Raw genomic sequence first — 24,798 nt, 5'->3', positions numbered from 1 at the left:
AACTATCATTTTTTTGTCAAAATATGCACGAAGAGCGAACCCAAAAAGAGATAAAGAAAAAGGACGATTAAAATGCGGCCTGAATCCAATTATCTCTTAATGTCTAACCTATGAATACCTCCTAAATATATTCGTCTAGATGTTTTCACAATAAAAGCTTTGGTGTCATTAGTTACATAGACGTGATGAGTAATGTAGATTTCTTAGATATTAAGAAGTAATTTATTTGGAGGAGTATTGTATGTTTTCGATATTAGTCGTACGGTGGTTTGTCACATTTTGTGCTTAAAAATAAAACGCCAGCTCTAGGCTGGCGTTAAAATACAATATTAAAGTTTAATTTAAGCTTTAGGGCCTGCATTTTTTATATCGTCAGATACATCGTACTTAGCAAAGTTTTCAGTGAAGTCAGCAGCAAGTTTTGCTGCATATTCATTGTACTTAGCTTTATCTTCCCAAGTATTAATTGGGCTAAGTAAGTTAGTATCTACACCCGGAACTGCTACTGGTACGTCTAGGTTTAATACGTCAATATGTTGAGTTTCAACTCCCGCTAATTTACCAGATACAATTGCATCAATTACTGCGCGAGTAGTTGGGATATCAAAGCGCTTACCTGTGCCGTAAGGACCGCCAGTCCAACCTGTATTTACAAGGTACACTTTAGCGCCAAACTCGCGTACACGCTTCATAAGAAGCTCAGCGTAAACACCTGCAGGGCGTGGGAAGAATGGTGCGCCAAAACATGTTGAAAATGTTGATTCAATATCGCTAGTAGATCCAATCTCAGTAGAGCCCACTTTAGCTGTGTATCCACTTAAAAAGTGAAAAGCAGCGGCTTCTTCGCTAAGAATAGAAACCGGTGGTAATACACCACTTACATCGCAGGTTAAAAACACAACTGCTTTTGGCTCGCCTGCACGGTTTTCTACTTTACGTTTTTCAACGTGTTCAAGTGGGTAAGCTGCACGGCTATTTTGAGTTAGACTTGTATCGTGAAAATCTGGAACGCCTTTTTCATCTAGTACTACATTTTCTAAAATAGTACCGAAGCGAATTGCATTCCAAATTACAGGTTCATTCTTTTGTGAGAGGTCTATACATTTAGCATAACAACCGCCTTCAATATTAAACACGCTTCCTGGTGCCCAACCGTGTTCATCATCCCCAATTAAGAAGCGAGTTGGATCTGCTGAAAGAGTTGTTTTCCCAGTGCCTGATAAACCAAAAAATAATGCAGTATCGCCAGCTTCACCTACGTTAGCAGAACAGTGCATTGGTAATACACCTTTTGCTGGTAGTAGGAAGTTTTGTACAGAAAACATTGATTTTTTCATTTCACCGGCGTAACGCATACCTGCAAGTAACACTTTACGTTGTGCGAAATTAATAATAACGGTGCCATCGCTGTTTGTTCCATCACGCTGTGGGTCACATACAAACGAGGGTACATTCATAACTTGCCATTGTGGAAAGTTAGAGGCGTTATATTTTTGTGGTTCAATAAACATGTTTTTGGCGAATATATGGTGCCATGCGGTTTCAGTAGTAACGACTACAGGTAGATAGTGCTTAGAGTCTGCGCCAACTTCTAGGTGAGAGGTGAAGTGGTCATTACTTTGCACATGTTCTTCTACGCGAGCCCATAAAGCGTCAAATTTGTTTTCATCAAATGGGCGGTTTACATTACTCCATTGAATGTCATCTTGAGTTGTTGCTTCTTGAACAATGAAACGATCTTTTGGTGAACGACCAGTACGATGACCAGTGATTGCAACAAAAGCTCCATTTGCGGCTAAAGTACCTTCGCCACGGCGGATCGCATGCTCGACAAGTTCAGCTGCGGTTAAATCGACAAAACGTGTAGCACTTTTAGTCATGTTTATACCTAACTATGTGAGAGAGTTTGAACGGATAGCTCTGGGATGTCAGTGCCCTTAAACTGAAATTATAGTAACAGAAGGTTTTAAGATATTCGAGCCCGTAAAGGCTCTAAAAACATATATATTTAGGAAAAAACATGAATAATTTCAATGATACCGGTGTCATAAAAGTGCGACTATTTATGACACCGGTATCATCTTTTTATAATATAAAACCGCATGTTTTGCGGTTTTGATTAGTGAGAATTGTTTAAGTTAAGTAATTAGTTAAAAATACTTTTTACGTCTTGTTCGTTAAAAACATATTCTTTTAAGCAATAATGACAACTAATATTAACAGACCCTTTTTCTTCAACATCTTTGAGCAATTCTTGCTGACCTATGTTAACAAGTGCGGTGATTGTTTTATCGCGGCTACAACCACATTTAAATTTAATAGCCTGTGGTTCGAATACGCGAGGGTTATCTTCGTGGTATAAACGAGTAAGAACAGTATTAGCATCAAGGTGTAATAGCTCTTCATCTTTAATGGTGTTGCTCAGAGCTTCTAAGTGAGCAAAGTCTTCAATCGACTTTTGTTTATCAACAGGTAGTACTTGTAAAAATAGACCACATGCTTTTGCACTGCCTTCTGTTGTGTCTGTTGCAAACCATAAACGTGTTTTTAATTGCTCTGATTGCTCAAAATAGCTTTCAATACACTCACTCAATGTGTCGTGCTCTAGCGGTACTATACCTTGGTAACGTTCGCCTTTACTTGGAGTAATGGTTATAACCATATAACCTTGCCCAATAAGCTCTTTTACCGTAGTACCGGTTATTTCGCTTTGTAAACGGGCTATACCACGCATGTTTTGTTTGTCATCACCATTAATTACTGCATATTTAACAGGTCCGTCACCTTGTAGTTGAACTGCAATTTCGCCTTCAAACTTTAAAGTCGCTGTAAGTAAACAGGTTGCAACGAGTAACTCTCCAAGCAAAGCCTTAACTGGTGCAGGGTAATTATGGTCGGCGATCATTTCATTGTAGGCACTCTCGATCTGAACGAGTTCGCCACGAACATCTAATTTGTTGAATAAATAACGGTGAAGTAAATCTTGTTGCATGAGCGGCTATACCTAACTTGATTTCATTTTTAAAAGTTCGCGTCTTTGCTTTTTATCGGGTTTTTTAACCGGATGAGGGGCAAAAAAGCTGTTATTTTTACGTGCGATAGCATTTTCTTCGCGTTTAACAATACTTGCATCAGATTCTTGATACAAGGTCTGTGCAATGGGGGCGCTTTGGCGATTTTCAAGCACTTTGTGTATAGTTATTATTTTTTCATCTACGCCTTGAGCAAGTTTGATTGTTGCTCCGACTTCTACTATTTTACTCGCTTTTGTACGCTGACCATTATAATGCACTTTACCTCCTTGCACCATTTCTCGAGCGGCTGCGCGTGTTTTATAAAAGCGAGCTGCCCATAACCATTTATCTAATCGAACTTTTAGCTCGTCTGCATGGTCTGAGCTTAACTTAGCATTACTTTTTTTACTCATAAGGAATTTTATCCATTATTTTTATAACTTAAAATTTATCATGAAATCATCTTAGGATGAAGGTATTACAACGAGTGCTTTCTTTTTGTACAACATGGTGAAGCTATTCATTTCGTTTACAAAGTTTAATATTAGTGCGCTTGTTGAATGAAAAATGAAAGGGTACTATGGGTACGCGCTTACGCAGTAAATTAAAATAAGAACATTATTTATGGAACAACAAATTCAGCAGTTTAAACAATTTTTAACTCGCTTACCGCACGCTAAATTAAGTGCATTAGTTACACTGTTAGTTGTTGTTTATCTTGCTTTTTTATTATCGCAGTTAGTTTGGCTTTTATGGCCAAAACCAGTTATGTCACCACTTACCCCAATGCATCAAGGTAATCAATCAAAAAGCGTTAGTAATAGCTCAGCGCAGCATATTATTGAGCAATTTTTATTTGGTAAAGTAACTGTAACAAATAACAATAATGCTGCACAGCAATCGCAGGTTATTAACAATGCACCTGAAACACGTTTAAGTATTAACTTAACTGGCATCGTTGCTGTAAATAATGATGACCAAGCAGGCATGGCAATTATTGAATCACAAGGTAAACAAGTGAGCTACCTTGTTGAAGACGTTATACAAGGTACAAGAGGTAAAGTATCGCAAATATTACCAGATCGTGTGATTTTGAGTGTGAATGGTCGGTTTGAAACATTAATGCTTGATGGTTTAGATTTTACTAAAAAAGTATCAATGCCCGTTTTAGCTGCCCGCGATGATGCAGATATGGGACCACAACAATTTGAATTAGCAGCAAGTGATCAGCAAATAAATGCAACGGCTGATCCCGAAGTAAAAGAAGCAATAATAGAAACGCGTGAAGAACTACTCGAAGAACCAGGAAAGTTATTTGACTATATACGCGTTTCGCAAGCAATGAGCGATGGAGAGCTTATTGGTTACCGCTTAAGTCCAGGTAAAGAGCCCGAATTATTTAAGCAAATGGGATTACAAAATAACGATTTAGCTATTGCAATTAATGGCTATCAATTAACAGATTTAAAACAGGCCATGTCAGCTATTAATGAGCTGCGAAATAGTACTGATGCCAATATCACTATAGAACGTGATGGTGAACAAATAGATGTGCAATTTAGCCTGCAATAACTTAGCTTTGGAGTTTTAACATAATGGTTCAGGTGCTACACCTCAATAAAATTAAGAAAGGGTTAGCTAAGTATGCAGCACTTTTTTTAGCGGCAAGTATTTCATTGTCAGTTTCAGCTGTTGAATACGCTGCTAACTTCAAAGGTACAGATATCAACGAGTTTATTAATATTGTTGGTAAAAACCTTAATAAAACAGTCATCATCGACCCTAATGTGCGTGGCAAAGTTAATGTGCGTAGTTATGAGCTTATGGATGAGTCGCTTTATTATCAGTTCTTTTTAAATGTTTTGGAAGTTTACGGCTATTCGGCTGTTGAAATGGATAATGGCATTATTAAGGTTGAAAAAAGTTCTGATGCTAAAAAATCTAATGTGCCATTAATTACTGATGGTAATGAAGCCAGCGGCGACATGATGATTACGCGTGTTGTGCGTGTTAAAAACGTAAGCGTACAAGAACTTGGTCCATTAGTTCGCCAGTTTAGCGATCAAAAAGATGGCGGGCATGTTGCTAACTTTAACGCTGCGAATGTAATGATGTTAACGGGTCATGCTGCATCAGTTAATCGTTTAGTTGAGATTATTCGCTCAGTGGATCAAGCGGGTGATAAGCGAGTTGATATTGTTAAGCTTAAATACGCCACTGCTGATGATGTTGTCTCAGTTGTAGATAATATCTACAAAGACAACGGTAAAGGCAGTGTTCCTGAGTTTTTAATTCCAAAAGTAGTTGCTGATGGGCGTACCAACAGCGTTATTGTAAGTGGTGAAGGCCAAGCTCGCACTCGTGCAATTGAACTAATTAAACGCCTTGATGGCGAGTTAGAAAGTCAGGGCAATACAAAAGTATTTTACCTAAATTACGCTAAAGCTGAAGATTTAGTTAAGGTACTACAAGGTGTTAGTAAGTCATTAGTAGATGATGGTCAAGGTGGAGCGGCTAAGACAAGCAGTCGTAATAGTAACGATACCAGCATTGAGTCTCACCCAAGTTCAAACTCATTAATTATTACGGCTCAGCCCGATACTATGCGCTCACTTGAATCTGTTATTGAGCGACTTGATATTCGTCGTGCTCAAGTTCTGGTTGAGGCAATCATTGTTGAGGTGATGGAATCTGACGGTGTGAACCTAGGAGCACAGTGGATTTCTGAAGATGGTGGTTTATTACAGTTTAACAATGGCTCTACGGTTCCGGTTGGGTCGTTAGCTGTTGCCGGTGTAGAAGCTCAAGATATAACAACAACACAAACAGTGATTGGAACTGAGACTGGTACGGTTACAAGCTATGATGAAACGAGTACCGGTGATTACTCTAGCCTTGCCTCATTGCTTAGCGGTATTAATGGCTTAGCGTTTGGCATTGTAAAAAGTGACTGGGGCGCAATTATCCAGGCCGTTTCTACCGACACTAACTCAAATATATTAGCGACGCCTTCCATTACAACAATGGATAATGAGGAAGCTTCAATGATTGTGGGTCAAGAAGTACCTATAATTACAGGTTCTCAAACAGGAAGTGATAACTCTAACCCATTCCAAACAGTTGAACGCCAAGAAGTGGGTGTAATGTTAAAGGTTACGCCACAGATTAATGATGGCTCAGCTGTATTGCTTACTATTGAACAAGAAGTATCGAGTGTGAGTGGTGCAACTGCCGTTGATATTTCAGTTAATAAACGTGCAATTAAAACAACAGTAATGGCTGACGACGGTGGTATGGTTGTACTTGGTGGCTTAATTGATGAAGATGTGCAAGAAAGTGTATCTAAGGTACCAATACTTGGTGATATTCCTATTATAGGGCATCTATTTAAATCTACTAATACCACTAAGCGCAAACGTAACTTAATCGTATTTATTCGTCCCACTATTATTAGAGATGGCATAAGTATGAATAAGTTAAGTTTTAATAAATATAACTTTATACGTAACGCGCAAGTAAAAGAAAGTGATGATGGCATAGAGCTAATGCCTAACACTGATACGCCTGTTTTGCCTGAATGGAATGACGAATTAGTGCTGCCACCTACGTACGAAGAGCACTTACGCAGCCAGCAAGATCAACAAGAGAAGAATGATGACTAATGCGATTCAAGAGATAAACCAAGATGTGGTTCATCCTAGTACGCATAATCAGGATGAACTATTAACAAGTGATGTACTTGTTGAGCTTCCAGCAAAGCGCTTACCATTTTCATATGCTAAGCGTGCTGGAGTATTACTAAGCAAAAACAAAGATCATCGAATCGTATATTATCGTGGAGATCTTGATGTAGAAGTACTTTTAGAAGTACGTCGCATTGCGGGCTATGGTTTTACATTAGAGCAGCTTGAGGATGACAAGTTTGAACTATTACTTGAAGCTTCATATCAGCGAGATAGCTCTGAAACCCAGCAGATGATGGAAGACATTGGTAACGAGGTTGATTTATTCTCACTTGCTGATGAGCTTCCTCAGACAGAAGATTTACTTGCCGGCGACGACGACGCGCCAATTATCAAGCTTATTAACGCTATGCTTAGTGAAGCGATCAAAGAAGGTGCATCCGATATTCATATCGAAACCTTCGAGCAAGAATTGGTTATTCGTTTCAGAGTAGATGGTGTACTTAAAGAGGTACTTAAGCCTAATCGTAAATTAGCGTCTTTACTCGTATCTCGTATTAAAGTAATGGCTAAACTCGATATTGCCGAAAAGCGTATTCCACAAGATGGTCGTATTAGTTTACGTATTGCTGGTCGCGCAGTTGATGTACGCGTATCTACAATGCCATCTAGTTTTGGTGAGCGCGTAGTATTGCGTTTACTCGATAAAAATAACGCGCGTTTAAACCTTGAAGATTTAGGTATGACAGCGCCAAACCGTGCATTATTTTCTGATTTAATTAGTAAACCTCACGGTATTATTTTGGTTACTGGACCTACAGGTTCTGGTAAAAGTACCACCTTGTACGCAGGTATGAGCCAAATTAACTCGCGCGATCGCAACATTTTAACCGTTGAAGATCCAATTGAGTATGAAATTCCAGGTATTGGTCAAACACAGGTAAATACAAAAGTAGATATGACATTTGCTCGGGGGCTACGTGCTATTTTACGTCAAGACCCTGATGTAGTTATGGTCGGTGAAATACGTGACCTTGAAACCGCGCAAATTGGTGTGCAAGCATCTCTTACGGGTCACTTGGTTATGTCTACTTTACACACTAATACTGCATCTGGTGCTATTACCCGTATGGAAGATATGGGTGTTGAACCTTTTCTACTTTCATCATCTTTACTTGGTGTTTTATCACAGCGCTTAGTGCGTACCTTATGTAATAGTTGTAAAGAAGGTCATGTTGCTGATGAAGGTGAGTGTCAGTTACTGGGTGTGCCGTTTGAGAGTGAGCCAACTATATACCGTGCTGTAGGTTGCGAAGAATGTAATTTTAATGGCTATAAAGGTCGTACTGGTATTCATGAATTACTTGTAGTTGACGAAACAATACGTGAAATGATTCATAACGGCAAAGGCGAGCAAAGTGTAGAAAAATACATTCGTAAAAAAAGCCCAAGTATTCGTCAAGATGGTTGTAGTCGTGTGCTTGTAGGTAAAACAACGCTTGAAGAAGTGCTGCGTGTTACCCGTGAGGAAGGTTAGTTATGGCGGCGTTTGAGTACCGCGCCTTAGATGGCAAAGGAAAAGAAAAAAAGGGCATTTTAGAAGCTGATACAGCTAAGCAAATTCGCCAAATTTTACGTGACCAAAAACTAACGCCACTCGAAGTATCACCAGCAGCACAAGGTGATAAACAAGTTAAAGGCGAAAAAACTTCATTATTAGGTGGCTTTTTTAAACCTTCTATATCCACTTCTGATCTGGCGCTTATTACTCGTCAACTAGCAACATTAATTCAGTCAGCATTGCCAGTCGAAGGTGCTGTTATGGCTGTTGCTGAGCAGTGTGAGAAGCCACGCTTAAAGCGTATGTTAATGTCAGTACGTTCAAAAGTTGTTGAAGGTTATACACTTGCCGATGGTATGAGTGAATTTCCACATGTGTTTGATGATTTATACCGAGCAATGGTTGCAGCAGGTGAAAAGTCGGGTCATTTAGATCAAGTATTAAATCGACTTGCTGACTATACCGAGCAACGCCAGCATATGCGCAGTCAAATTACTCAAGCAATGGTTTACCCTATTATTTTGGTTATATTTGCGATTGGTATCGTCTCGGTCTTATTAGGCACGGTTGTTCCTAAGATACTAAAAACCTTTGAAAAAACTAAGCAAGTATTACCTTGGACAACAGAGTGGGTAATGGCGGGTAGTCATTTTGTACAAAATTATTGGTTTATTAGTTTAATCGCTATTACTGGTATTGCTATAGGTATTAAACATGCTTTAAAACAGCCAAAAATTCGTTTTTGGTGGGATGACCGAATACTCCATATGCCAGGTATAGGTAAAGTTGCACGTGGTATTAATACGGCCCGCTTTGCACGTACTTTAAGTATTTTATCGTCAAGCTCAGTACCACTACTCGAAGGTATGCGTATATCGGGTGGTGTTTTGGTTAACGAAAAAATTAAAAAGGCGGTTGCAGCAGCTTCCGACCGGGTAAGTGAAGGAGCAAGCTTAAGAGCTGCACTTCAGCAAACAAAGTTGTTTCCGCCAATGATGCTACACATGATAGCCAGTGGCGAAAAATCCGGTGAGCTTGAACAAATGTTAGAGCGAGCCGCAAATAACCAAGACCGTGAATTTGAAAGCATGGTTAACGTATCGCTAAAACTATTAGAACCTGCAATGATTGCTTCAATGGCAGTGATTGTATTGTTTATAGTGATGGCAATTTTACAGCCAATTATGGCAATGAATAAAGCCGTAGGGCTTTAATTTTTTATATATTAATGGTTTTACCTAAACCATTTTTGTTTAGTGTTTTTAGAATAATGAGGTAATTACGTGAATAAACAATCAGGTTTTTCTTTACTAGAAGTGATGGTGGTACTGGTTATCATCGGAATGATTATGTCAATTGTAGCGCCTAATATTATGGGTCAACAAGAAGAGGCCGCTATTGATAAAGCGCACTTGGATATTCAGCAACTTGAAGATGCAATGAGCCTTTATAAACTTAAAAATAAGAGCTACCCAAGCACAGAGCAAGGACTTGAAGCACTTGTAAATAAAACAAGCATTGAGCCTGTTCCTAAGCGCTTTCCTGATGGTGGTTTTATTAGTGAGTTACCAGATGATCCATGGGGTAATACATACCAGTTAATCAGCCCTGGAGAAGTAGGTAAATTTGATATCTTCTCTATTGGTCCTGACGGTGAAGTGGGAACTGATGATGATATTGGTAACTGGGATCCTGAGAAACAATAATGCTGATTAATCGTATTTTGTGTTCGTACGTTAATAACCAGAGCTTACTATGAAAGTAAGCTCTAAACGTATGCATTCAAAAAGCAGAGGCTTCAGTTTAATAGAAATTTTAGTGGTATTAGTGATCATCGCTTTTGCCACAAAAATGGTGGTATATAGCTTAGAAGGCGGCGCGGAAGATGCGTTAGACACTCAAGCTCTTAGGCTACATACCACCATTAATATGGCATCAGAATTTGCTATTTTGAACCAAGTTGAGTTAGGAATTCAGGTTGATAATAATATATTTGAGTTCTTAGTTTTTGATGGCGAAAAATGGATAACATTTGATAGAGAAGAGTTATTTGAACCGATTGAATTTGATGAGCGCTTTAAGTTAACGCTTAACCTTGAAGACTTAGCATGGGCAGCAGATAACTTACTTGAACAATCTAATTGGCGCGAACTAATGAGCGGTGGTGACGAGGATAGCTTATTAGAACTTAGGGAACTTAAAATTCCACAAGTGCTTATATTATCATCTGGAGAAGTAAGTGCATTTCAGCTTACGCTTGAATTAAAAGAGCAAAGTGAGCCTGTTTACTTTATTGAGGGTGAGTTTACCGCACCAGTTAACTTACGCCGAGAGCCAGAGTAATGAATACCAGTAAAGGTTTTACCTTATTAGAAGTGTTAGTTGCCTTAAGTATTTGTGCCATGACGGGCATTGCTGCAATGCAAGCAACTAGTGAGCATATACATCACTTATCGAGTATTGAGGATCAAACTTACGCTTCGTGGGTTGCTGAAAATGTAATGATAGAGCAGCGTACCAAAGGCGAGCAGTGGGAAGGTAAAGATAAACTGCGTGGTAGTGAAATAATGGCAGGTGTGGAGTGGTTTTGGCAGCAAAACGTGATTGCTACTGCAGATAAAAGTTTCGTAAAATTAACGATCAATGTCTTTAGTGACGAAAAGTATGAGCACTCTGTATATGAGCTTTCAACTTATTTAAATAAAGGTAATAAGTAAGTGAAGCAGCGCGGGTTTACGTTACTAGAAGTGATGGTGGCTTTAGGTATTTTGGCTTTTGTTATTATTGCGACTCATCAAATATTAGAAACGACGACGAGAGCCAAAGATGCTTCTGATGAGAAAATAGCAGAGCTAAATGGTTTGCAAACTACATTTAGGCTTATGGACCAAGATTTTAGTCAAATGACAAAACGTGTTGTACGCAATGAGTCAGGCGATGAACAAGATTTATATTTACTCGCGGGACGCTATGTACTTGAAAGTCAATATGATGGAATAGCGTTTGTACGCGATGGCTGGGTAAATCCAATCAATTTATTGCCGCGTTCTGAACTTCAAGCTGTTGGTTATAGAGTTATTGACGATAATTTAGAGCGAGTTTATCGGGTGTATGTTGATCAACTCGATAACACTGAACCACGAGTTCAAGTTGTGCTTAAAAATATTGAAGAGCTCAAGTTTGAATTCTTAGATGACAAAAATGAATGGCAAGATCAATGGGAAATCAAAGCATTACCAAAAGCAGTTGCCGTTACATTACAACAAATAGAACTTGAACCTATTCGTCGCATATTTTTAGTACCAGGGCAGGGTAAAGTGATTACACCTCCGAGTACAACAACGTCTACTGGTACCGAACAAGATGACGGAGATACGCAATAATGGGTCATCAATCTTCTCGTGGTGCGGCAATTGTCATAGTGCTGTTCATGGTTGCATTAGCCGCAATTTTAGCTGTCGAAATGAGCGCTAATTTAATGGTGCAGGTACAAAAGAGTACCAATTTACAAGGTCATCAACAGGCTAAGTGGTACGCTTACGGAGCAGAAGAACTTGCTATTAAAGCACTAATCCAAAGCAAAAAAGATGACCCTGACAAAACAACGCTAGAACAAGTGTGGGCTACGCAGGGAGATATACCATACCCAGTTGAAAACGGTACGTTAAGTGGAAAAATAACGGATTTACAGGCCTGCCTAAATTTAAATGCACTTGGTGTAGAACCCGATTCAAATAGTGTAAGTAAAACAAATCCTGCACATAAAGCATTGTTTGCATTACTTGAGAATATAGAAGACTTACCAAGTGATGAATCAGAAGAGACAATGGCGGATAGTGTATTTGATTGGCTTGATGCTGACAGCATAACGTATCGCTCAGGTGCTGAAGAAGGTGAGTACTTATCGCGTGATTTCCCTTATATGACTGCTAATAGCTTATTTGCATCAACGTCAGAGCTTCGTTTAGTTAAGGGCTTCAACCCGCTTGTAATGGAAAAGGTATTACCTTTTGTATGCGTTATTCCGGGGAGTACGCTACTTTCTATTAATATAAACACATTAACGTCCGATCAGGCCCTAATACTTAGTGCATTAATTGATGAGTTAAGCTTATCTGGTGCTGAAGCCGTTATAGCAGCCAGACCGCAAGCCGGTTTTGATAATAAAGAAGATTTTTTTGAAGAAGTACAACAGCAAGGCGGACAAAACGTTAAAGCAGTCGAGAACTTATTTAGCGTAAGTAGCGAATATTTTAAATTACAAACGCAGGCAAACTTTGTCGATCTGCGTTTTTCGATGACCACATTACTGTATGCCTCAAATGGCGATGTAACGATACTGGCGCGAAAATTTGGAGGCGTACAGTGACAGAAATATTGTTGATCCGCACGGGTCAAACCGAGCAAGAATTACTTAACTGGTTAATATACTCACCACAAGAACAAGAAATAATAGCCAGTGGTGAATTATCGGATGCGAGCCATTTAAGTGAACTCACTGAAAAAGCACAAAGTCGTGAAGTCGTTGTGTTGCTTCCTTGTGATCAAGTACAACTAAAAACAGTTGCTTTGCCAACTAAATGGAACCGCAAACTCGAACAAGCATTGCCATATATGCTCGAAGAAGATATTGCCTGCGATGTAGATGATTTATTTATTGCTGTGGGTGAATCAACGATGGTTGGAGAGCAACATGGAATACGTGTTGCTATGATGGATCGTGAATGGTTTGAGCGATGGCTTGCATTATTTACAGAGTATAGTTTATCGGTATATAAAATATTACCAGATGCTTTGTTATTACCTCCTGCAGATGAAGGTACGGTAACAGCGATAGAGCTTAATAATCAGTGGTTATTTAAGCAAGATCACTGGCGAATAGGTGCAGTGGAAAGAAGTTGGTTAAGTGGCTATTTAACGGCAACGGGCAACCCTGATATAAAGCACTTTAGCCCTGCAACCCAATTTCCTGAGAGTGTAAACTTATTACCTCAAACCAGTGACTATGATTTGCCGTTAGCATTATTTGCTAAACAACTCGAACACGTTAAATTTAACCTTCGCCAAGGAATGTACCAACTTAAAAAGAAAAGTACATTATGGTGGGGATATTGGAAAAGTGCTGCCATTGTTGCTGGTGTTGCGTTGGTATCGACTATCGCGATAAAAGCTATTGAGTTGAATCAATTAAATACACAGTTAGAAATTGCTAAAACACAAGTCGTTGAACGTTATCAAACAGCTTTTCCTGGCACTAAAGTGCGCCCACAACTTGTTAAAAGCCAAATTATGGGTGAACTTAAAAAAATACAGGGTTCAAGTGATGCTGGATTCTTAGATTTAACAACTAATTTAGTTGATGTGTTTTCACAAGTAAGTGAATTTACACCTGAGACATTGCGTTATGATAATCGTCGTAATGAATTGCGTATTCGTGCTAGAGCTAAAGACTTTCAAACTTTTGGTAAAGTTAAAGCATTACTCGAAAAACAGGGTTTAACAGTAGATCAAGGCTCACTAAATAACGACGGTGACTTTGTTGTAGGCGAAATTAAACTGCGAGGTACAGTATGAAAAAGCAGTTAATACAATATTGGCGCTCACTTAAAGAACAAGAGCAACAGTTAGTCATAATAGCTGGTGGTATTTTTATTATTTTTATTATTGTAATGGGAATATTTAGACCGTTAAATAATGCGATAGAACAGGCTGAAAAATCAAAAATTAAACAGCAAGAACTATTAGTTTGGGTTGATAAAAGTATTGCTCAGCTTAAAGCCGCAGGTAATACAAAAGTTTCGAGCACCCAAAATCTAAGCCAAATTGTTAATTCAACTCGTGGGCGTTATAAAATCACAATTAGTAAAATGCAGCCAAGTGATGACTCACTGCGTTTAACGCTCGATTCAATAGAGTTTAATCAACTTATAGAGTGGCTCGATGAACTGGTGAGTCAGCATGGAATTCGAGTTGAAAATTTAGATTTAAGCCGTGACGATAAACCGGGTTATGTGCGTGTAAGTCGTTTGGTATTAGAGAATTAATTGATGAAAAAAACAATAACGTTATCTATCGTATTTTTACTTAGCTTTATTATTTTTTGTATTGTTAAGCTACCTGCTGTTATAGCACTTGATTTAGCTAAGCCTTATTTGCCTAAACAATTAGAGGTAGGTCAAACCATAGGCAGTGTGTGGCAAGGGAAAATGATGCAGTTACGCTACGAAGGTGAGCAATTAAATAATGTACGTTGGGATATTTCTGGATGGCAATTATTTACAGGTCAGTTAAATGTGAATTTAAAATTTGGTGATCCACGTGAGCGTAGTGATATTTCGGGTTATGCGGATGTCAGTTACGGATTATTAAACAATACAGTTAAAGTAACCGATGGACTTGTACGCTCAACGGTAGAGCGAGCAATGCAACGTATTCAATTACCGCTGCCAGTTACTGCAAAAGGACGCGTAATATTAGAGCTTAATGAATACACTTCGGGTGAGCCTTACTGCGAGTCATTACAAGGTGAAATAGCGAGTCCTGATATTGACGTACAAGGCTTAAATGGCTGGTTTAACATTGGTCCACTAGGTGGAAAGCTAAGCTGTAAGTCGGGTGATGTGGCTATATTAATTGACCCTGAGAACACGTTAGGTCTTGAGGCAGATGCTACACTTAAAGCTAATTTTGATTTTAGAGTAGCCGGTTACGTTAAACCTGATGCCAGCTTACCTAAAGATGTACATGACGCGGTTAAGTTTTTAGGTCGACCAGATAACCAAGGTCGTTACCCGCTCAATTTTTAATACTTATAAATAAAGAGTTTTGATGCAATTACCCCAATTTACTGAGCTACATGCAAAGCAGCTCAGCACTTTTTTAGACACCCAGCCAAAAGCAATGACCTTAACGCAAAGCCAAGGCTATTTATTTGGTGTTATTTGTTCACCAGATCCATTAGATGTACACGAGTGGATTGAAAAAATATTACCAAGCACAGCTAATAATTTAGATGAAGAAATACTATTTTTATTTATGGCGTTATACCACCAAATTAGCGAGCAAGTGTTTGAAGTGGGTTATAAATTACCAACAGGATACAGTAATGATTTTTGTAGAAACTGGAGTGAAGGCTTTTTAAAAGCAACAACTGTTTATACTCAAAAATTATTAGGTGCAGAGCAATTAGAAGTAGAATATAAAGAAGCTTTAGAAAGTGCCCAAGCAACATTAAGCTTTTTTGCTTTAGATGAGCAAACCATAACGCTGATAGCGACTCAAAATAATATTGATGTGCAGCAGGTCTGTTTACAGCAATACGAATTAATGGGCGACTTTGCATTAGGCTTTGCTGAGCTTATTGAGATAGTAGCGCTCAACAGTGGTTTGTATACCGATGAAGGGTGGGACGAGTAATTATTTTTTAGAATTTTGGTTACTTAATATTTAATGAGTATGTAAGTAACCATATACAAATAATGCTTTAAGCGCCTAGCTCTAGCATAATATTAGTGCAGCCTTGTTTGCACTTAACTACGCCTTTACTTGATTCATCAGTCGCTAAATCAAGCTTTAACACACCATCGCACTTCTCACACTTTATTGTTTTTCCTTGCCCTAGTTTTTTAAGCATATTGCGCTGTTTGTGGAATGAGTCACTGGTTTTTTTATTTAATACTGAAAAATCCATTACTTTACTCGCTTTTGCTCTAACGATTCAGACACTATTTTACATACTGTATTTAAACGGTCATCGTAAAAGTACAAATTTAGATCGCGCTCACGACAATAACGTAAATGAAATAACTGTACTGAGTCATTTGTCGTGAATGTTTTTTCTATATATTCACTTTCAGATTCTGACAACTTTAACTGTGAGCTAATTAGGTTTTTAGCCATGCTAGCTGCTGGACCACGATTCATTTTTGTTGAGTCACTTAAAAAACCAATTCCTTCGCCTAAAAGTTTTTCTCTAGGCTCTTTTATAAGTGGGTGATCAATAGTAAATAAGGCAAGGATCACAATTACTAATATAATAAATTTTTTCACGAAAGCGTAAACCTTGATCTGAGTGAGGTTGAATTACTATGCAGTGTAATAAAATGCATTTTAAAAGCAAGTAACTAAGGTGAATAAATTATTAGCAATCTATGCCAGTAATTTTAATCAATATTGGTATAATAGCTAGCAGCAGTCAGATATTTCTGAAATATCTGAAAGTATTCAAGTGGTGGTTTATTGAACTAAACTCGTTTAGTAAGTAACTTGCTACTCTTTACCGTGTAGTGCACCTGAATATTGCTGAACTTTTATTTCCAAGCGGCGTTGAGGAACTTCGATGGACAAACAAATTAAAGTAAAAAATATCCCTGTAGAGGTAAAAATCCAAAAGCCGGATTTGAGCCGTCAAGATGACAGGTTCAACCCCGGAAACCGCATTTATGTGCGTGCTGTAAAAGGTCTTCATCAACTATTAAGGCAACAGATTGGCTTTTTAGGCATGCTTGCATTTATGGTACTTCCATGGATTAATTTTAACGATCAGCAGGCGGTACTATTTGATTTAATGGGTCAGAAATACAATATTTTTGGCTTAACGCTATGGCCACAAGATTTCACCATATTAGCGTTTATTTTTATGTTGGCAGCGTTTGCGCTGTTTTTAGTGACCACCTTTTATGGACGGGTGTGGTGTGGTTACACTTGCCCGCAAACTGTATGGACCTTTATATTTATTTGGTTTGAAGAAAAGTTTGAAGGTACTGCTAACCAACGTAAAAAGCTCGATGAGCGACCAATGAGCTTTGATAAGTTTTGGCGAAAAACGGCAAAGCATTCTAGTTGGGTTCTGTTTTCTTTATATACAGCAATTTCTTTTGTAGGCTACTTTACGCCAATAAGAGAGCTACTCCCTGATTTTGTAACGTTTAATGTAGGTGGTTATGCATTGGTAAGCATTATCTTCTTTGCTGCGTGTACCTATGGTAATGCGGGTTGGATGCGAGAAATTATGTGTTTACACATTTGTCCTTATTCACGTTTTCAATCAGCCATGTTTGATAAAGACACATACACAGTAACGTACGACGAAAGCCGAGGTGAAAGCCGTGGTCCTCGTTCACGTAAAGTAGATCATGAAGACTTAGAACTGGGCGACTGTATAGACTGTAATTTATGTGTTCAAGTATGCCCAACAGGTATTGATATTAGAAATGGGCTACAAGCTGAGTGTATTAACTGTGGTGCTTGCATTGATGCATGTGATGGTGTGATGGATAAAATGAAATACCCGCGTGGGCTTATTTCATATACAACAGAGCGAAATCTTGAAACTCCGGAAAATAAAACGAATCCACTACGAGCCAAAATCATTGGTTACACGGTCATACTTGTTGTGCTTACGGGGGCACTTGTAGCTAATATCGTACTGCGAAAAACAATGGATTTTGATATTATTCGCGATCGAAACCAATTATATCGTGTCGATTTTGATGGTTTAGTAGAGAACACCTATACATTAAAGGTAATTAATAAAGCGCAGTACGAGCAAACCTTTAATATTAAAGTACAAGGGTTAGATAACTTTAAGTATATAGGGAACCAATCATTTACTGTGCAGGCAGGGCAATCTCATAACGTGCCATTGTCGCTTGCAATGGACCCTTATGATTTGAAAGTGCCGATGACAGAGTTTAACTTTGTGCTTTCACCAGTAGGTGAGCCAGATGAGACAATATCGCAGTCAAGTAACTTTTTCAAAGCGCGATAATCACAATCGACCTTAATTAGGTAAGTTGATATAGCAATTAACAAAAGCGGGTATATAACCCGCTTTTATTTTTATATAAGAAGAGTATGAGTAAATTTAGTTTTATTGATTTAACACCCGACCTAATACTCGATGCAATAGAAAGCGTAGGTGTTTACGCCGAGTCTGGTTTATTGGCGCTCAATAGCTACGAAAACAGAGTGTATCAATTTAAAGCCGATGATGGTCTGCGTTACGTAGTAAAGTTTTATCGTCCAGAACGTTGGAGTAGGGAGCAAATTCAAGAAGAGCACGACTTTGCGTTCGAACTAGCTGATGCAGAAGTACCCGTTGTTGCTCCTATTTTACATAATGGGCAAAGCTTGTTTGAGCATCAAGGCTACTTATTTGTGTTATTTCCGAGCGTAGGTGGGCGCTTATTTGAGGTTGATAACCTAGATCAGCTTGACGTGATGGGGCGTTTGATTGGTCGAATGCATCAAGTTGCTAAAACCAAACCCTTTGTTTACAGACCAACGGTTACATGTGACGAATATCTGCATACAGCAAAAGTTCATCTTCAAAAAAGTAACTTAGTGCCAATGGGGATTAGTACAGCCTTTTACACTATTTTAGATTTAGTGATAGATCAGGCTCAAAAACAATATAAAGATGTGCAAAGTATTCGCCTACACGGCGACTGCCACGTAGGTAATATTCTGTGGGCAGGGGATGCGCTAATGTTTGTCGATTTAGACGATAGTCGCCAAGGACCTGCAATCCAAGATTTATGGATGATGCTCAGTGGCGATAAAGCGACACAACTGTTACAGTTAGACACCCTTGTAAATGCGTATGAGGAGTTTTGTGATTTTGATCACTCTCAACTCAAATTGATTGAACCTCTGCGAGCAATGCGTATTATTCATTATATGGGATGGGTAGCAAATCGATGGAGCGATCCTGCTTTTGTACGGAACTTTTCATGGTTTGCTGATGACAAATACTGGGAGCAACAAATTTTAACACTCAAGGAACAGCTATCTGCACTGCAAGAAGCGCCGTTAAATTTATTGCCATAATATTTCTTTAAAGACTAAGTATAACGAGACACGAATGTTTAAAAAATTAAAATTAAGCTTACTACTTTTTTGTTTACCTTTTGCAGCATTTGCCGCACAGTTTGAGGTGGATAATCAGTATACTATTATTAATGTAGAAAAAAGTGCGACTCCGCAAGTTACAGAGTTTTTCTCATTCTATTGCCCGCATTGTTATAAGTTTGAATCAGCAGCAAAAGCAATTGAACAGGGTTTACCTGAAGGCGCTGAATTTGTTAAAAACCACGTTAACTTTTTAGGTGGTGTATCACCGCAAGCGCAAAGCAATTTAAGCTTTGCCTACTTGATTGCTAAGCAACATGGTCAAGCGCAAAGTATTAGCGATCAAATATTCAAAAGTATTCATGTTCAACGTGCTCCTTTAACTGAAATTAAAGATGTTAAAAAGCTACTTGAAATAAATGGGATTGATAGTGCAACATTTGATCAAGATATTGCTAGCATGCCAATTATTTCGGCTGAGCAAGCAATGCAAAATAAACAAAATAAATATTCAAAATTAGGTGCCCTTACTGGCGTACCTACTTTTATTGTTAATGATAAATATAAAATAAACCTCAATACCATCAAAAACCAAAAAGAACTTGATGAGTTAGTGGCATTTTTATTAGCACTATGAATTTAGGAGTATAAAAATGATTAAATTAGTTAAAGCAGGTTTGCTTGCAGTATTACTTCCTATGGCGGCAACAAGCTTTGCTGCAACCTTTGAGGAAGGTGTGCATTACGATGTTGTATCTGAGCGAGCAACAAAAAAACCGGAAGTTAAAGAGTTTTTCTCATTTTACTGTCCTGCATGTAATAACATGGAAGGGCTAATTACTGAATTTAAGCCATCGCTTGATAAAAACGTTAAATTTAAAAAGAGCCACGTTGATTTTGTAGGTGTACGCGACCCAGAGAATCAACAGATGATGAGCCAAGCACTTGCTACTGCAGAAGTACTTCCGCAAAAAGATCAGATTATTTCTGCGATCTTTAATCATATTCATACAAAGCGCGCTAAATTTAATGAGCTTGCAGATGTAAAAGATATATTTGTAGCGCAGGGCGTTGATGGCGATAAGTTTGATAAGTTATTTAAAAGCTTTTCTGTACGTACGCTAAGCTCTAAAATGAAACGTGACCAAGATTACTTTAAAGATAAGGGGGCACTTCGTGGCGTACCTACTTTTATCGTAAATGGTAAGTACAAGTTAAACCTTGGTAAAGAGTCTGGTATTTATAAGTCAGAAGATATTAGCGAACTAATTAACTATTTAGCTAACAAATAAATTTAGCTAAAACTAAAAAAAGCTCCTACAAGGAGCTTTTTTTATGGGTAACGTTTACTAAGCGTATTTATTATTTGCGTTGTAAGAAAACACCTGACTCAATATGATGTGTGTAAGGGAACTGATCAAATATAGCAAAGCGCTTAACATTATGTGTACGTGTTAAGTGATCAAGGTCACGCTCAAGGGTTTCAGGATTACACGATATATAAATTATGCTTTCGTAATTAGCGACTAGGTCACACGTTAATTCATCCATGCCTGCGCGCGGAGGATCAACTAATATGGTTTGGCAGTCATAGCTTTTAAGGTCAATACCATCCAAACGAGAGAAAGTACGTTCACCATTCATTGCTTGAGTAAACTCTTCACTCGACATACGAATAATATCTAGGTTCTCTACGTTATTTTTAGCAATGTTGTATTGAGCAGAGTGAACAGATGATTTTGATATTTCTGTTGCTAATACTTTATTAAAACAGCCCGCTAACGCAATTGAAAAGTTACCGTTACCGCAATACAGTTCTAATAAATCATTTTTAAGTGGCTTACATAAATCTTGCGCCCACTCCAGCATATTAATATTTACTTTTGCATTAGGCTGAGTAAAGCTATTTTCTACTTGTTGATAAATAAGCTCTTGACCATTAACTATTAAACGTTCAGTTACAAAGTCATCACCCAGCACTTCTTTTTGTTTGCGAGCACGACCTATAAAGTCAATTTTGTATTTACTGCTTAGTTTTTCTTTAAGCGCTTTAATTTCACTTAACCATTCATCATCAAGTGGTTTGTGATAAAGCAAGCTTACTAAAATTTCACCGCTTAGCGTTGACAGGTAATCGATTTGAAATAACTTACGACGTAATATTTCACAAGGCTTAAGATGCTCAATCATCACCTGCATTATTTCACCAACTAGAGGCGCTGCTGGATCAAATGTATCAACACGAATTTTTTCTTTTGTTTGTTGATCAAACATAATGTGAAACAGATCGTCACCGTCGTGCCATACTCTAAATTCAGCACGTTGGCGGTAGTTAGTTGGCTCTGAGCTAAATACTTCTAATTGCTCCACACCAAAACGTTGAAACTGCGCACTAATACGCTGCTCTTTTTCACTTAACTGCGCTTGGTACTGTGTGGTATCTATTTTAATAACTGCCATTAACGCTACTACCTTATCTAAGATCTGTTTATCGGCGCTATTGTAGGGAGCGCTGCGTATTTGTCTAGTTTTGGCTAGCATTTATGCTGTTTTATTGCACATTGTACTTTAGTTTTTATTGTTATAGCCGATAATAAATTACGCACGCTTAGGAGACGAATCATGAAAATAGGTAATTATGGCTTTACGCCAAACAACAACATTAATAAATTCAATAATAAAGCTGATATACAGCAACCTACAATTACGTCTCCTCAAGATACCTATCAGCAACGTGGTCGAGAGTTGGCTGCAAAAGTACTTGGCGATAAAATGGCTGAGCAGCTTGGATTGCCTATCGCAGAAAAAAAAGCAGACAAACCACTATTTGATTTTGATGAAATAATAAAAAATGTACTCGATTTTGTAAGTAGTGCTGTTAATAAAGCAAAAGCTAACGGCGCTGATGACGAAAAACTCAAAGATATGTTAGGCGACGCGCGCAAAGGCGTCCAAATAGGGATTGACGACGCTGTTGATGAACTCAAAGGTACGGGCGTATTTAATAACGACATGGAAGAGGGCATTAATAAGTCTAAAGAGGGAATCTATAATGGACTTGATGAGTTTGAAGAGTCGTTATTTAACCCACAACCTGCCAGCGTAAATATAAGCCAGGCTCAATATGTCAGTATGACGAGTAATGCAGAGTATAAATTTACCACCGCAGAAGGTGACGAGGTAAGTATTAGCTTTGCAGATGCATTTGAATCTCAGTCGGCAAGTGGCTATCAGCAAAACAATAATGGCGAGTCGTTTGCAAGCTCATCATCGCAATCTCGACAGGTATCATTTTCGATGTCGGTTAATGGTGACTTAAATGAGCAAGAGCAAGAAGCTATTAATGCGATGATGGAAGACTTACAAGATTTAAGTAAAACCTTTTTTGGTGGTGATTTAGATGAAGCATTTGAACAAGCGCAAGAGCTGAGTTTAGACAGCGATCAGCTGGTGGCTTTTTCTATGGATTTACGCCAAACAAAAACAATAGCAACAGTTAAAAGCTATGAAGAATATAAACCAGCACCAGAAAAACAAGTAGCGGAGGGTTTAGCTCCTTTTAATGACGACCTTAAAAATGCTTTTGAAAAAGCGGGTGAACTTGGATTGCAAAATCAGCTAGCTGGCATTCTCCAATGGTTAAATCAAGATCAGGAACAAATAGATAAGTTAGTAGATTACACAAAGTCTATGTTCGAAAACCTTAATCAGTTAAATTCGGCGGTCGATGATCTTGCTGATTTAGAAACCACGCAAAGTTAAACTACTTTCTTTTATAAATACCTCATGGCAAACTGCCGTTCTTAAAGTAAAGTGGGAACGGTAGTTTGTCAGCGCATATAATGGTCTTTGATTCAGGTATTGGTGGAACTACTGTACTTGAGCATATAAAGCAAAGTATCCCCAATGCTCAGTACAGTTATTTTATGGATAATGCATTACTACCTTATGGTGCTCAATCCCAGCAAACAATCATTAACCGATTATGCTCACTTATTCATTTCATCAAATCTAATACGCTTAACGTTGATTTAATAGTAATAGCGTGTAATACCGCTTCTACATCAGCACTTAGCGCTGTTCGCCAAATGACGGATATTCCTATAGTAGGTGTTGTGCCAGCAATAAAGCCTGCGGCAGAATTAACACGTTCAAATCATATTGGCTTATTAGCCACACCGGCAACGGTTGCTAGTTCATACACTAAAACATTAATTACTGAACATGCACGTAATGTAATCGTTAATCTATATAGCAGTGTGGAGTTAGTAAGCTTAGCTGAGCAATACTTTTTTACAGACTCTTTGGATGCAAACAAGTTGCACCAAGTGCTTGATGACCTAAATATAGATAAAACTATAGATGTACTTGTACTAGGGTGTACGCACTTTCCAATATTAGAAGAGCCGATTAGTCAGTATTTTGAAGGGAATGTAAAATTGCTTGATTCAGGTGTAGCGATAGCAAATAGAGTCAACTACCTACTTAACCAACTTAACTTATGTGTGAATAAACTAACAGACATAAAAAAGCCGCTGCAATATTATGCAACGGCTGATGTGTTTAGCAATAAGCTAGCGGTAAAGCTAGTTACACTGACTGATCCGTCTCAGTACGTAGAGCATTAGAATCGTCTTCTTGTTTTTGTTTTGCTTCACGTACCTTTAAAGTACGTTGTTGGAACTCGCTATCGTTCAAGTTAGCAATTGCATTGTCTGCATCAGCTTGCGCCATTTCAACAAAACCAAAACCACGACGCTTGCCAGTATTCTTATCCTTTAATAAACGAACATTGAATACTTTGCCTTGTTCTTCAAATAATGCACGAACAACACCTTCGTTTGCACGATAAGGAAGATTGCCAACATAAAGAGTCTTTGTTTTTACTTCGGCTTCTTCAGTAACATCAGACGACATTGCTGCAATAACAAGTGCGCCTACTAATAAGCCAACACCAAATAGAAGTGCAGGGTCTAGTGCTAAGCTTGCTAAAGCAAACTTAACAACAATAAAACCAACTACAGCAAGAATAACTGAAAAGATAAAAGCTTTTTGATCGGGTAATTTCATTTTAGATCTACCAATAAACAGGAAATAAACATTAATTTAACATTGTGAACTTGCTATCTTAACGTCTAAATCAAACATAGCAATGATATTTGTATTAAATAATAAAGAAGAGCATAAAAAAGCATCAGTTTAGGGAATGTTTTGCATGGTTTTATGTGGTTTTGTTCTATTTTTGTTCGAACAGTAAAAAGATCTAAAAAAAGGGTTGATCTGTTTTCGGATCTCCCTATAATGCGACCCCACTGAGACGGGAAACGCCAACGCCTAGCGAGGAGCGAACTACTCAGAGAGTTAAATAAAACTTCGGTTTTAAATCTTCCAAAAGAAAGTTTAAAATTAAGTGTTGACTCGAAAAATAAAGGGTGTATTATTCTCATCCCTTGAGACGCTAAAGCGACTCAAAACGTTCTTTAACAATATAAAGCAATCATCTGTGTGGGCACTCGTACAGATTGAGTTCTAACAGCCAACCTACTTAGGTAGCGAGGCAAAAAAATTAGAGTCTCAATTGAAAACTGAGTGACCAACAGAATAGTTATTTAGGTAATTATTCGGCACAGTCAATTCAATATCGAAAGATATTAAAATAAATTCAGAATTCATTGAGCTGTCGAAAGAC

Annotated in this window: 26 protein-coding genes; 19 read left to right on the top strand and 7 right to left on the bottom strand. The window is 38.2% G+C overall.

The window, feature by feature from the left end:
* Positions 1–341: 341 nt before the first annotated feature.
* From I6F65_RS18525 to hslR, 3 genes are all read right to left on the bottom strand, one after another.
* Entirely contained in the window at positions 342–1,880 is a 1,539-nt protein-coding gene (locus tag I6F65_RS18525; protein ID WP_166114526.1) for a phosphoenolpyruvate carboxykinase, read from the bottom strand.
* Positions 1,881–2,146: 266 nt separating this feature from the next.
* Entirely contained in the window at positions 2,147–2,992 is an 846-nt protein-coding gene (gene hslO, locus I6F65_RS18520) for an Hsp33 family molecular chaperone HslO (protein WP_024611492.1), read from the bottom strand.
* Between the two features lie 12 nt (positions 2,993–3,004).
* Positions 3,005–3,427, bottom strand: coding sequence for a ribosome-associated heat shock protein Hsp15 (gene hslR / locus I6F65_RS18515; RefSeq protein ID WP_166114523.1), 423 nt, complete (start codon positions 3,425–3,427; stop codon positions 3,005–3,007).
* Positions 3,428–3,638: 211 nt separating this feature from the next.
* Here hslR and gspC point away from each other — a divergent pair, with 211 nt between their 5' ends.
* From gspC to I6F65_RS18450, 13 genes are all read left to right on the top strand, one after another.
* A complete protein-coding gene (gene gspC / locus I6F65_RS18510; protein WP_024609486.1) occupies positions 3,639–4,586 on the top strand; it encodes a type II secretion system protein GspC in 948 nt (315 codons plus the stop codon).
* Between the two features lie 23 nt (positions 4,587–4,609).
* On the top strand, positions 4,610–6,676 hold the full coding sequence (gene gspD, locus I6F65_RS18505; protein ID WP_166114520.1) for a type II secretion system secretin GspD: 2,067 nt from the start codon (positions 4,610–4,612) through the stop codon (positions 6,674–6,676).
* Complete coding sequence (gene gspE / locus I6F65_RS18500; RefSeq protein WP_024609488.1) at positions 6,669–8,234, top strand: type II secretion system ATPase GspE; 1,566 nt, start codon at positions 6,669–6,671, stop codon at positions 8,232–8,234. The genes gspD and gspE overlap by 8 nt, the downstream gene beginning before the upstream one ends.
* A gap of 2 nt (positions 8,235–8,236) precedes the next feature.
* On the top strand, positions 8,237–9,472 hold the full coding sequence (gene gspF, locus I6F65_RS18495) for a type II secretion system inner membrane protein GspF (protein WP_024609489.1): 1,236 nt from the start codon (positions 8,237–8,239) through the stop codon (positions 9,470–9,472).
* A 69-nt stretch (positions 9,473–9,541) separates the two neighbouring features.
* The gene (gspG, locus tag I6F65_RS18490; RefSeq protein ID WP_024609490.1) at positions 9,542–9,964 is read left to right on the top strand and encodes a type II secretion system major pseudopilin GspG; all 423 of its coding nucleotides are present in this window, start codon (positions 9,542–9,544) and stop codon (positions 9,962–9,964) included.
* 49 nt (positions 9,965–10,013) lie between these two features.
* On the top strand, positions 10,014–10,601 hold the full coding sequence (gene gspH, locus I6F65_RS18485) for a type II secretion system minor pseudopilin GspH (RefSeq protein ID WP_197114340.1): 588 nt from the start codon (positions 10,014–10,016) through the stop codon (positions 10,599–10,601).
* Positions 10,601–10,975, top strand: coding sequence for a type II secretion system minor pseudopilin GspI (gene gspI, locus I6F65_RS18480; RefSeq protein WP_024609492.1), 375 nt, complete (start codon positions 10,601–10,603; stop codon positions 10,973–10,975). Before gspH ends, gspI begins: the two co-directional genes overlap by 1 nt.
* Positions 10,976–11,641, top strand: a complete 666-nt coding sequence (gene gspJ / locus I6F65_RS18475; RefSeq protein WP_197114338.1) for a type II secretion system minor pseudopilin GspJ — start codon at positions 10,976–10,978, stop codon at positions 11,639–11,641. It begins immediately after the preceding gene.
* Complete coding sequence (gene gspK, locus I6F65_RS18470; RefSeq protein WP_197114336.1) at positions 11,641–12,627, top strand: type II secretion system minor pseudopilin GspK; 987 nt, start codon at positions 11,641–11,643, stop codon at positions 12,625–12,627. The genes gspJ and gspK overlap by 1 nt, the downstream gene beginning before the upstream one ends.
* Positions 12,624–13,832, top strand: a complete 1,209-nt coding sequence (gspL, locus tag I6F65_RS18465; protein ID WP_024609495.1) for a type II secretion system protein GspL — start codon at positions 12,624–12,626, stop codon at positions 13,830–13,832. Before gspK ends, gspL begins: the two co-directional genes overlap by 4 nt.
* Positions 13,829–14,302, top strand: a complete 474-nt coding sequence (gene gspM, locus I6F65_RS18460; protein WP_024609496.1) for a type II secretion system protein GspM — start codon at positions 13,829–13,831, stop codon at positions 14,300–14,302. The genes gspL and gspM overlap by 4 nt, the downstream gene beginning before the upstream one ends.
* A gap of 3 nt (positions 14,303–14,305) precedes the next feature.
* Entirely contained in the window at positions 14,306–15,064 is a 759-nt protein-coding gene (locus I6F65_RS18455; protein ID WP_166114511.1) for a type II secretion system protein N, read from the top strand.
* Between the two features lie 22 nt (positions 15,065–15,086).
* Complete coding sequence (locus I6F65_RS18450; RefSeq protein WP_166114508.1) at positions 15,087–15,674, top strand: UPF0149 family protein; 588 nt, start codon at positions 15,087–15,089, stop codon at positions 15,672–15,674.
* A gap of 67 nt (positions 15,675–15,741) precedes the next feature.
* Here the strand turns inward: I6F65_RS18450 and I6F65_RS18445 are convergent, their stop codons facing one another.
* Positions 15,742–15,948, bottom strand: a complete 207-nt coding sequence (locus tag I6F65_RS18445; protein ID WP_166114506.1) for a hypothetical protein — start codon at positions 15,946–15,948, stop codon at positions 15,742–15,744.
* The gene (locus I6F65_RS18440) at positions 15,948–16,307 is read right to left on the bottom strand and encodes a hypothetical protein (protein WP_166114503.1); all 360 of its coding nucleotides are present in this window, start codon (positions 16,305–16,307) and stop codon (positions 15,948–15,950) included. The genes I6F65_RS18445 and I6F65_RS18440 overlap by 1 nt, the downstream gene beginning before the upstream one ends.
* Positions 16,308–16,596: 289 nt before the next feature.
* On the opposite strand from I6F65_RS18440, the gene ccoG reads away from it, so the two are divergent.
* The 4 genes from ccoG to I6F65_RS18420 all read left to right on the top strand — a co-directional run bounded on the left by ccoG (position 16,597) and on the right by I6F65_RS18420 (position 20,401).
* Positions 16,597–18,027, top strand: coding sequence for a cytochrome c oxidase accessory protein CcoG (gene ccoG, locus I6F65_RS18435; RefSeq protein ID WP_197114334.1), 1,431 nt, complete (start codon positions 16,597–16,599; stop codon positions 18,025–18,027).
* Between the two features lie 86 nt (positions 18,028–18,113).
* On the top strand, positions 18,114–19,088 hold the full coding sequence (locus I6F65_RS18430; protein WP_166114500.1) for a serine/threonine protein kinase: 975 nt from the start codon (positions 18,114–18,116) through the stop codon (positions 19,086–19,088).
* Between the two features lie 34 nt (positions 19,089–19,122).
* A complete protein-coding gene (locus I6F65_RS18425) occupies positions 19,123–19,746 on the top strand; it encodes a thiol:disulfide interchange protein DsbA/DsbL (RefSeq protein WP_197114332.1) in 624 nt (207 codons plus the stop codon).
* A 16-nt stretch (positions 19,747–19,762) separates the two neighbouring features.
* On the top strand, positions 19,763–20,401 hold the full coding sequence (locus I6F65_RS18420; RefSeq protein WP_166114494.1) for a thiol:disulfide interchange protein DsbA/DsbL: 639 nt from the start codon (positions 19,763–19,765) through the stop codon (positions 20,399–20,401).
* 70 nt (positions 20,402–20,471) lie between these two features.
* Here the strand turns inward: I6F65_RS18420 and trmA are convergent, their stop codons facing one another.
* Positions 20,472–21,569, bottom strand: coding sequence for a tRNA (uridine(54)-C5)-methyltransferase TrmA (gene trmA / locus I6F65_RS18415; protein WP_197114330.1), 1,098 nt, complete (start codon positions 21,567–21,569; stop codon positions 20,472–20,474).
* Positions 21,570–21,731: 162 nt separating this feature from the next.
* Between trmA and I6F65_RS18410 the strand changes: the two genes are divergently transcribed.
* Both I6F65_RS18410 and murI read left to right on the top strand, forming a co-directional pair.
* Positions 21,732–22,871: a DUF5610 domain-containing protein gene (locus I6F65_RS18410; protein WP_197114328.1), complete on the top strand. Its 1,140-nt coding sequence runs from the start codon at positions 21,732–21,734 to the stop codon at positions 22,869–22,871.
* Between the two features lie 65 nt (positions 22,872–22,936).
* A complete protein-coding gene (gene murI / locus I6F65_RS18405; RefSeq protein ID WP_197114326.1) occupies positions 22,937–23,737 on the top strand; it encodes a glutamate racemase in 801 nt (266 codons plus the stop codon).
* Here murI and I6F65_RS18400 read toward each other — a convergent pair.
* Positions 23,700–24,179 (bottom strand): RNA-binding protein, encoded by a 480-nt coding sequence (locus tag I6F65_RS18400; RefSeq protein ID WP_024609508.1) that lies wholly within the window; start codon positions 24,177–24,179, stop codon positions 23,700–23,702. The two genes, murI and I6F65_RS18400, sit on opposite strands and share 38 nt — an antisense overlap.
* Positions 24,180–24,798: the final 619 nt, after the last annotated feature.

It is taken from the genome of Pseudoalteromonas sp. SWXJZ94C (genome assembly GCF_015864385.1).
Lineage (GTDB): Bacteria > Pseudomonadota > Gammaproteobacteria > Enterobacterales > Alteromonadaceae > Pseudoalteromonas.
This window is presented reverse-complemented; position numbering and strand designations above follow the sequence as displayed.

Bases quoted from the DNA above. Each gene is read 5' to 3' on its own strand.
- I6F65_RS18445 (WP_166114506.1), bottom strand. From the start codon at position 15,948: ATGGATTTTTCAGTATTAAATAAAAAAACCAGTGACTCATTCCACAAA.
- hslR (WP_166114523.1), bottom strand. From the start codon at position 3,427: ATGAGTAAAAAAAGTAATGCTAAGTTAAGCTCAGACCATGCAGACGAG.
- gspK (WP_197114336.1), top strand. From the start codon at position 11,641: ATGGGTCATCAATCTTCTCGTGGTGCGGCAATTGTCATAGTGCTGTTC.
- gspE (WP_024609488.1), top strand. From the start codon at position 6,669: ATGACTAATGCGATTCAAGAGATAAACCAAGATGTGGTTCATCCTAGT.
- I6F65_RS18425 (WP_197114332.1), top strand. From the start codon at position 19,123: ATGTTTAAAAAATTAAAATTAAGCTTACTACTTTTTTGTTTACCTTTT.
- gspD (WP_166114520.1), top strand. From the start codon at position 4,610: ATGGTTCAGGTGCTACACCTCAATAAAATTAAGAAAGGGTTAGCTAAG.
- gspC (WP_024609486.1), top strand. From the start codon at position 3,639: ATGGAACAACAAATTCAGCAGTTTAAACAATTTTTAACTCGCTTACCG.
- hslO (WP_024611492.1), bottom strand. From the start codon at position 2,992: ATGCAACAAGATTTACTTCACCGTTATTTATTCAACAAATTAGATGTT.
- I6F65_RS18400 (WP_024609508.1), bottom strand. From the start codon at position 24,179: ATGAAATTACCCGATCAAAAAGCTTTTATCTTTTCAGTTATTCTTGCT.
- I6F65_RS18450 (WP_166114508.1), top strand. From the start codon at position 15,087: ATGCAATTACCCCAATTTACTGAGCTACATGCAAAGCAGCTCAGCACT.
- I6F65_RS18455 (WP_166114511.1), top strand. From the start codon at position 14,306: ATGAAAAAAACAATAACGTTATCTATCGTATTTTTACTTAGCTTTATT.
- ccoG (WP_197114334.1), top strand. From the start codon at position 16,597: ATGGACAAACAAATTAAAGTAAAAAATATCCCTGTAGAGGTAAAAATC.
- gspI (WP_024609492.1), top strand. From the start codon at position 10,601: ATGAATACCAGTAAAGGTTTTACCTTATTAGAAGTGTTAGTTGCCTTA.
- I6F65_RS18430 (WP_166114500.1), top strand. From the start codon at position 18,114: ATGAGTAAATTTAGTTTTATTGATTTAACACCCGACCTAATACTCGAT.
- gspH (WP_197114340.1), top strand. From the start codon at position 10,014: ATGAAAGTAAGCTCTAAACGTATGCATTCAAAAAGCAGAGGCTTCAGT.
- gspM (WP_024609496.1), top strand. From the start codon at position 13,829: ATGAAAAAGCAGTTAATACAATATTGGCGCTCACTTAAAGAACAAGAG.
- I6F65_RS18525 (WP_166114526.1), bottom strand. From the start codon at position 1,880: ATGACTAAAAGTGCTACACGTTTTGTCGATTTAACCGCAGCTGAACTT.
- trmA (WP_197114330.1), bottom strand. From the start codon at position 21,569: ATGGCAGTTATTAAAATAGATACCACACAGTACCAAGCGCAGTTAAGT.
- I6F65_RS18410 (WP_197114328.1), top strand. From the start codon at position 21,732: ATGAAAATAGGTAATTATGGCTTTACGCCAAACAACAACATTAATAAA.
- gspF (WP_024609489.1), top strand. From the start codon at position 8,237: ATGGCGGCGTTTGAGTACCGCGCCTTAGATGGCAAAGGAAAAGAAAAA.
- I6F65_RS18420 (WP_166114494.1), top strand. From the start codon at position 19,763: ATGATTAAATTAGTTAAAGCAGGTTTGCTTGCAGTATTACTTCCTATG.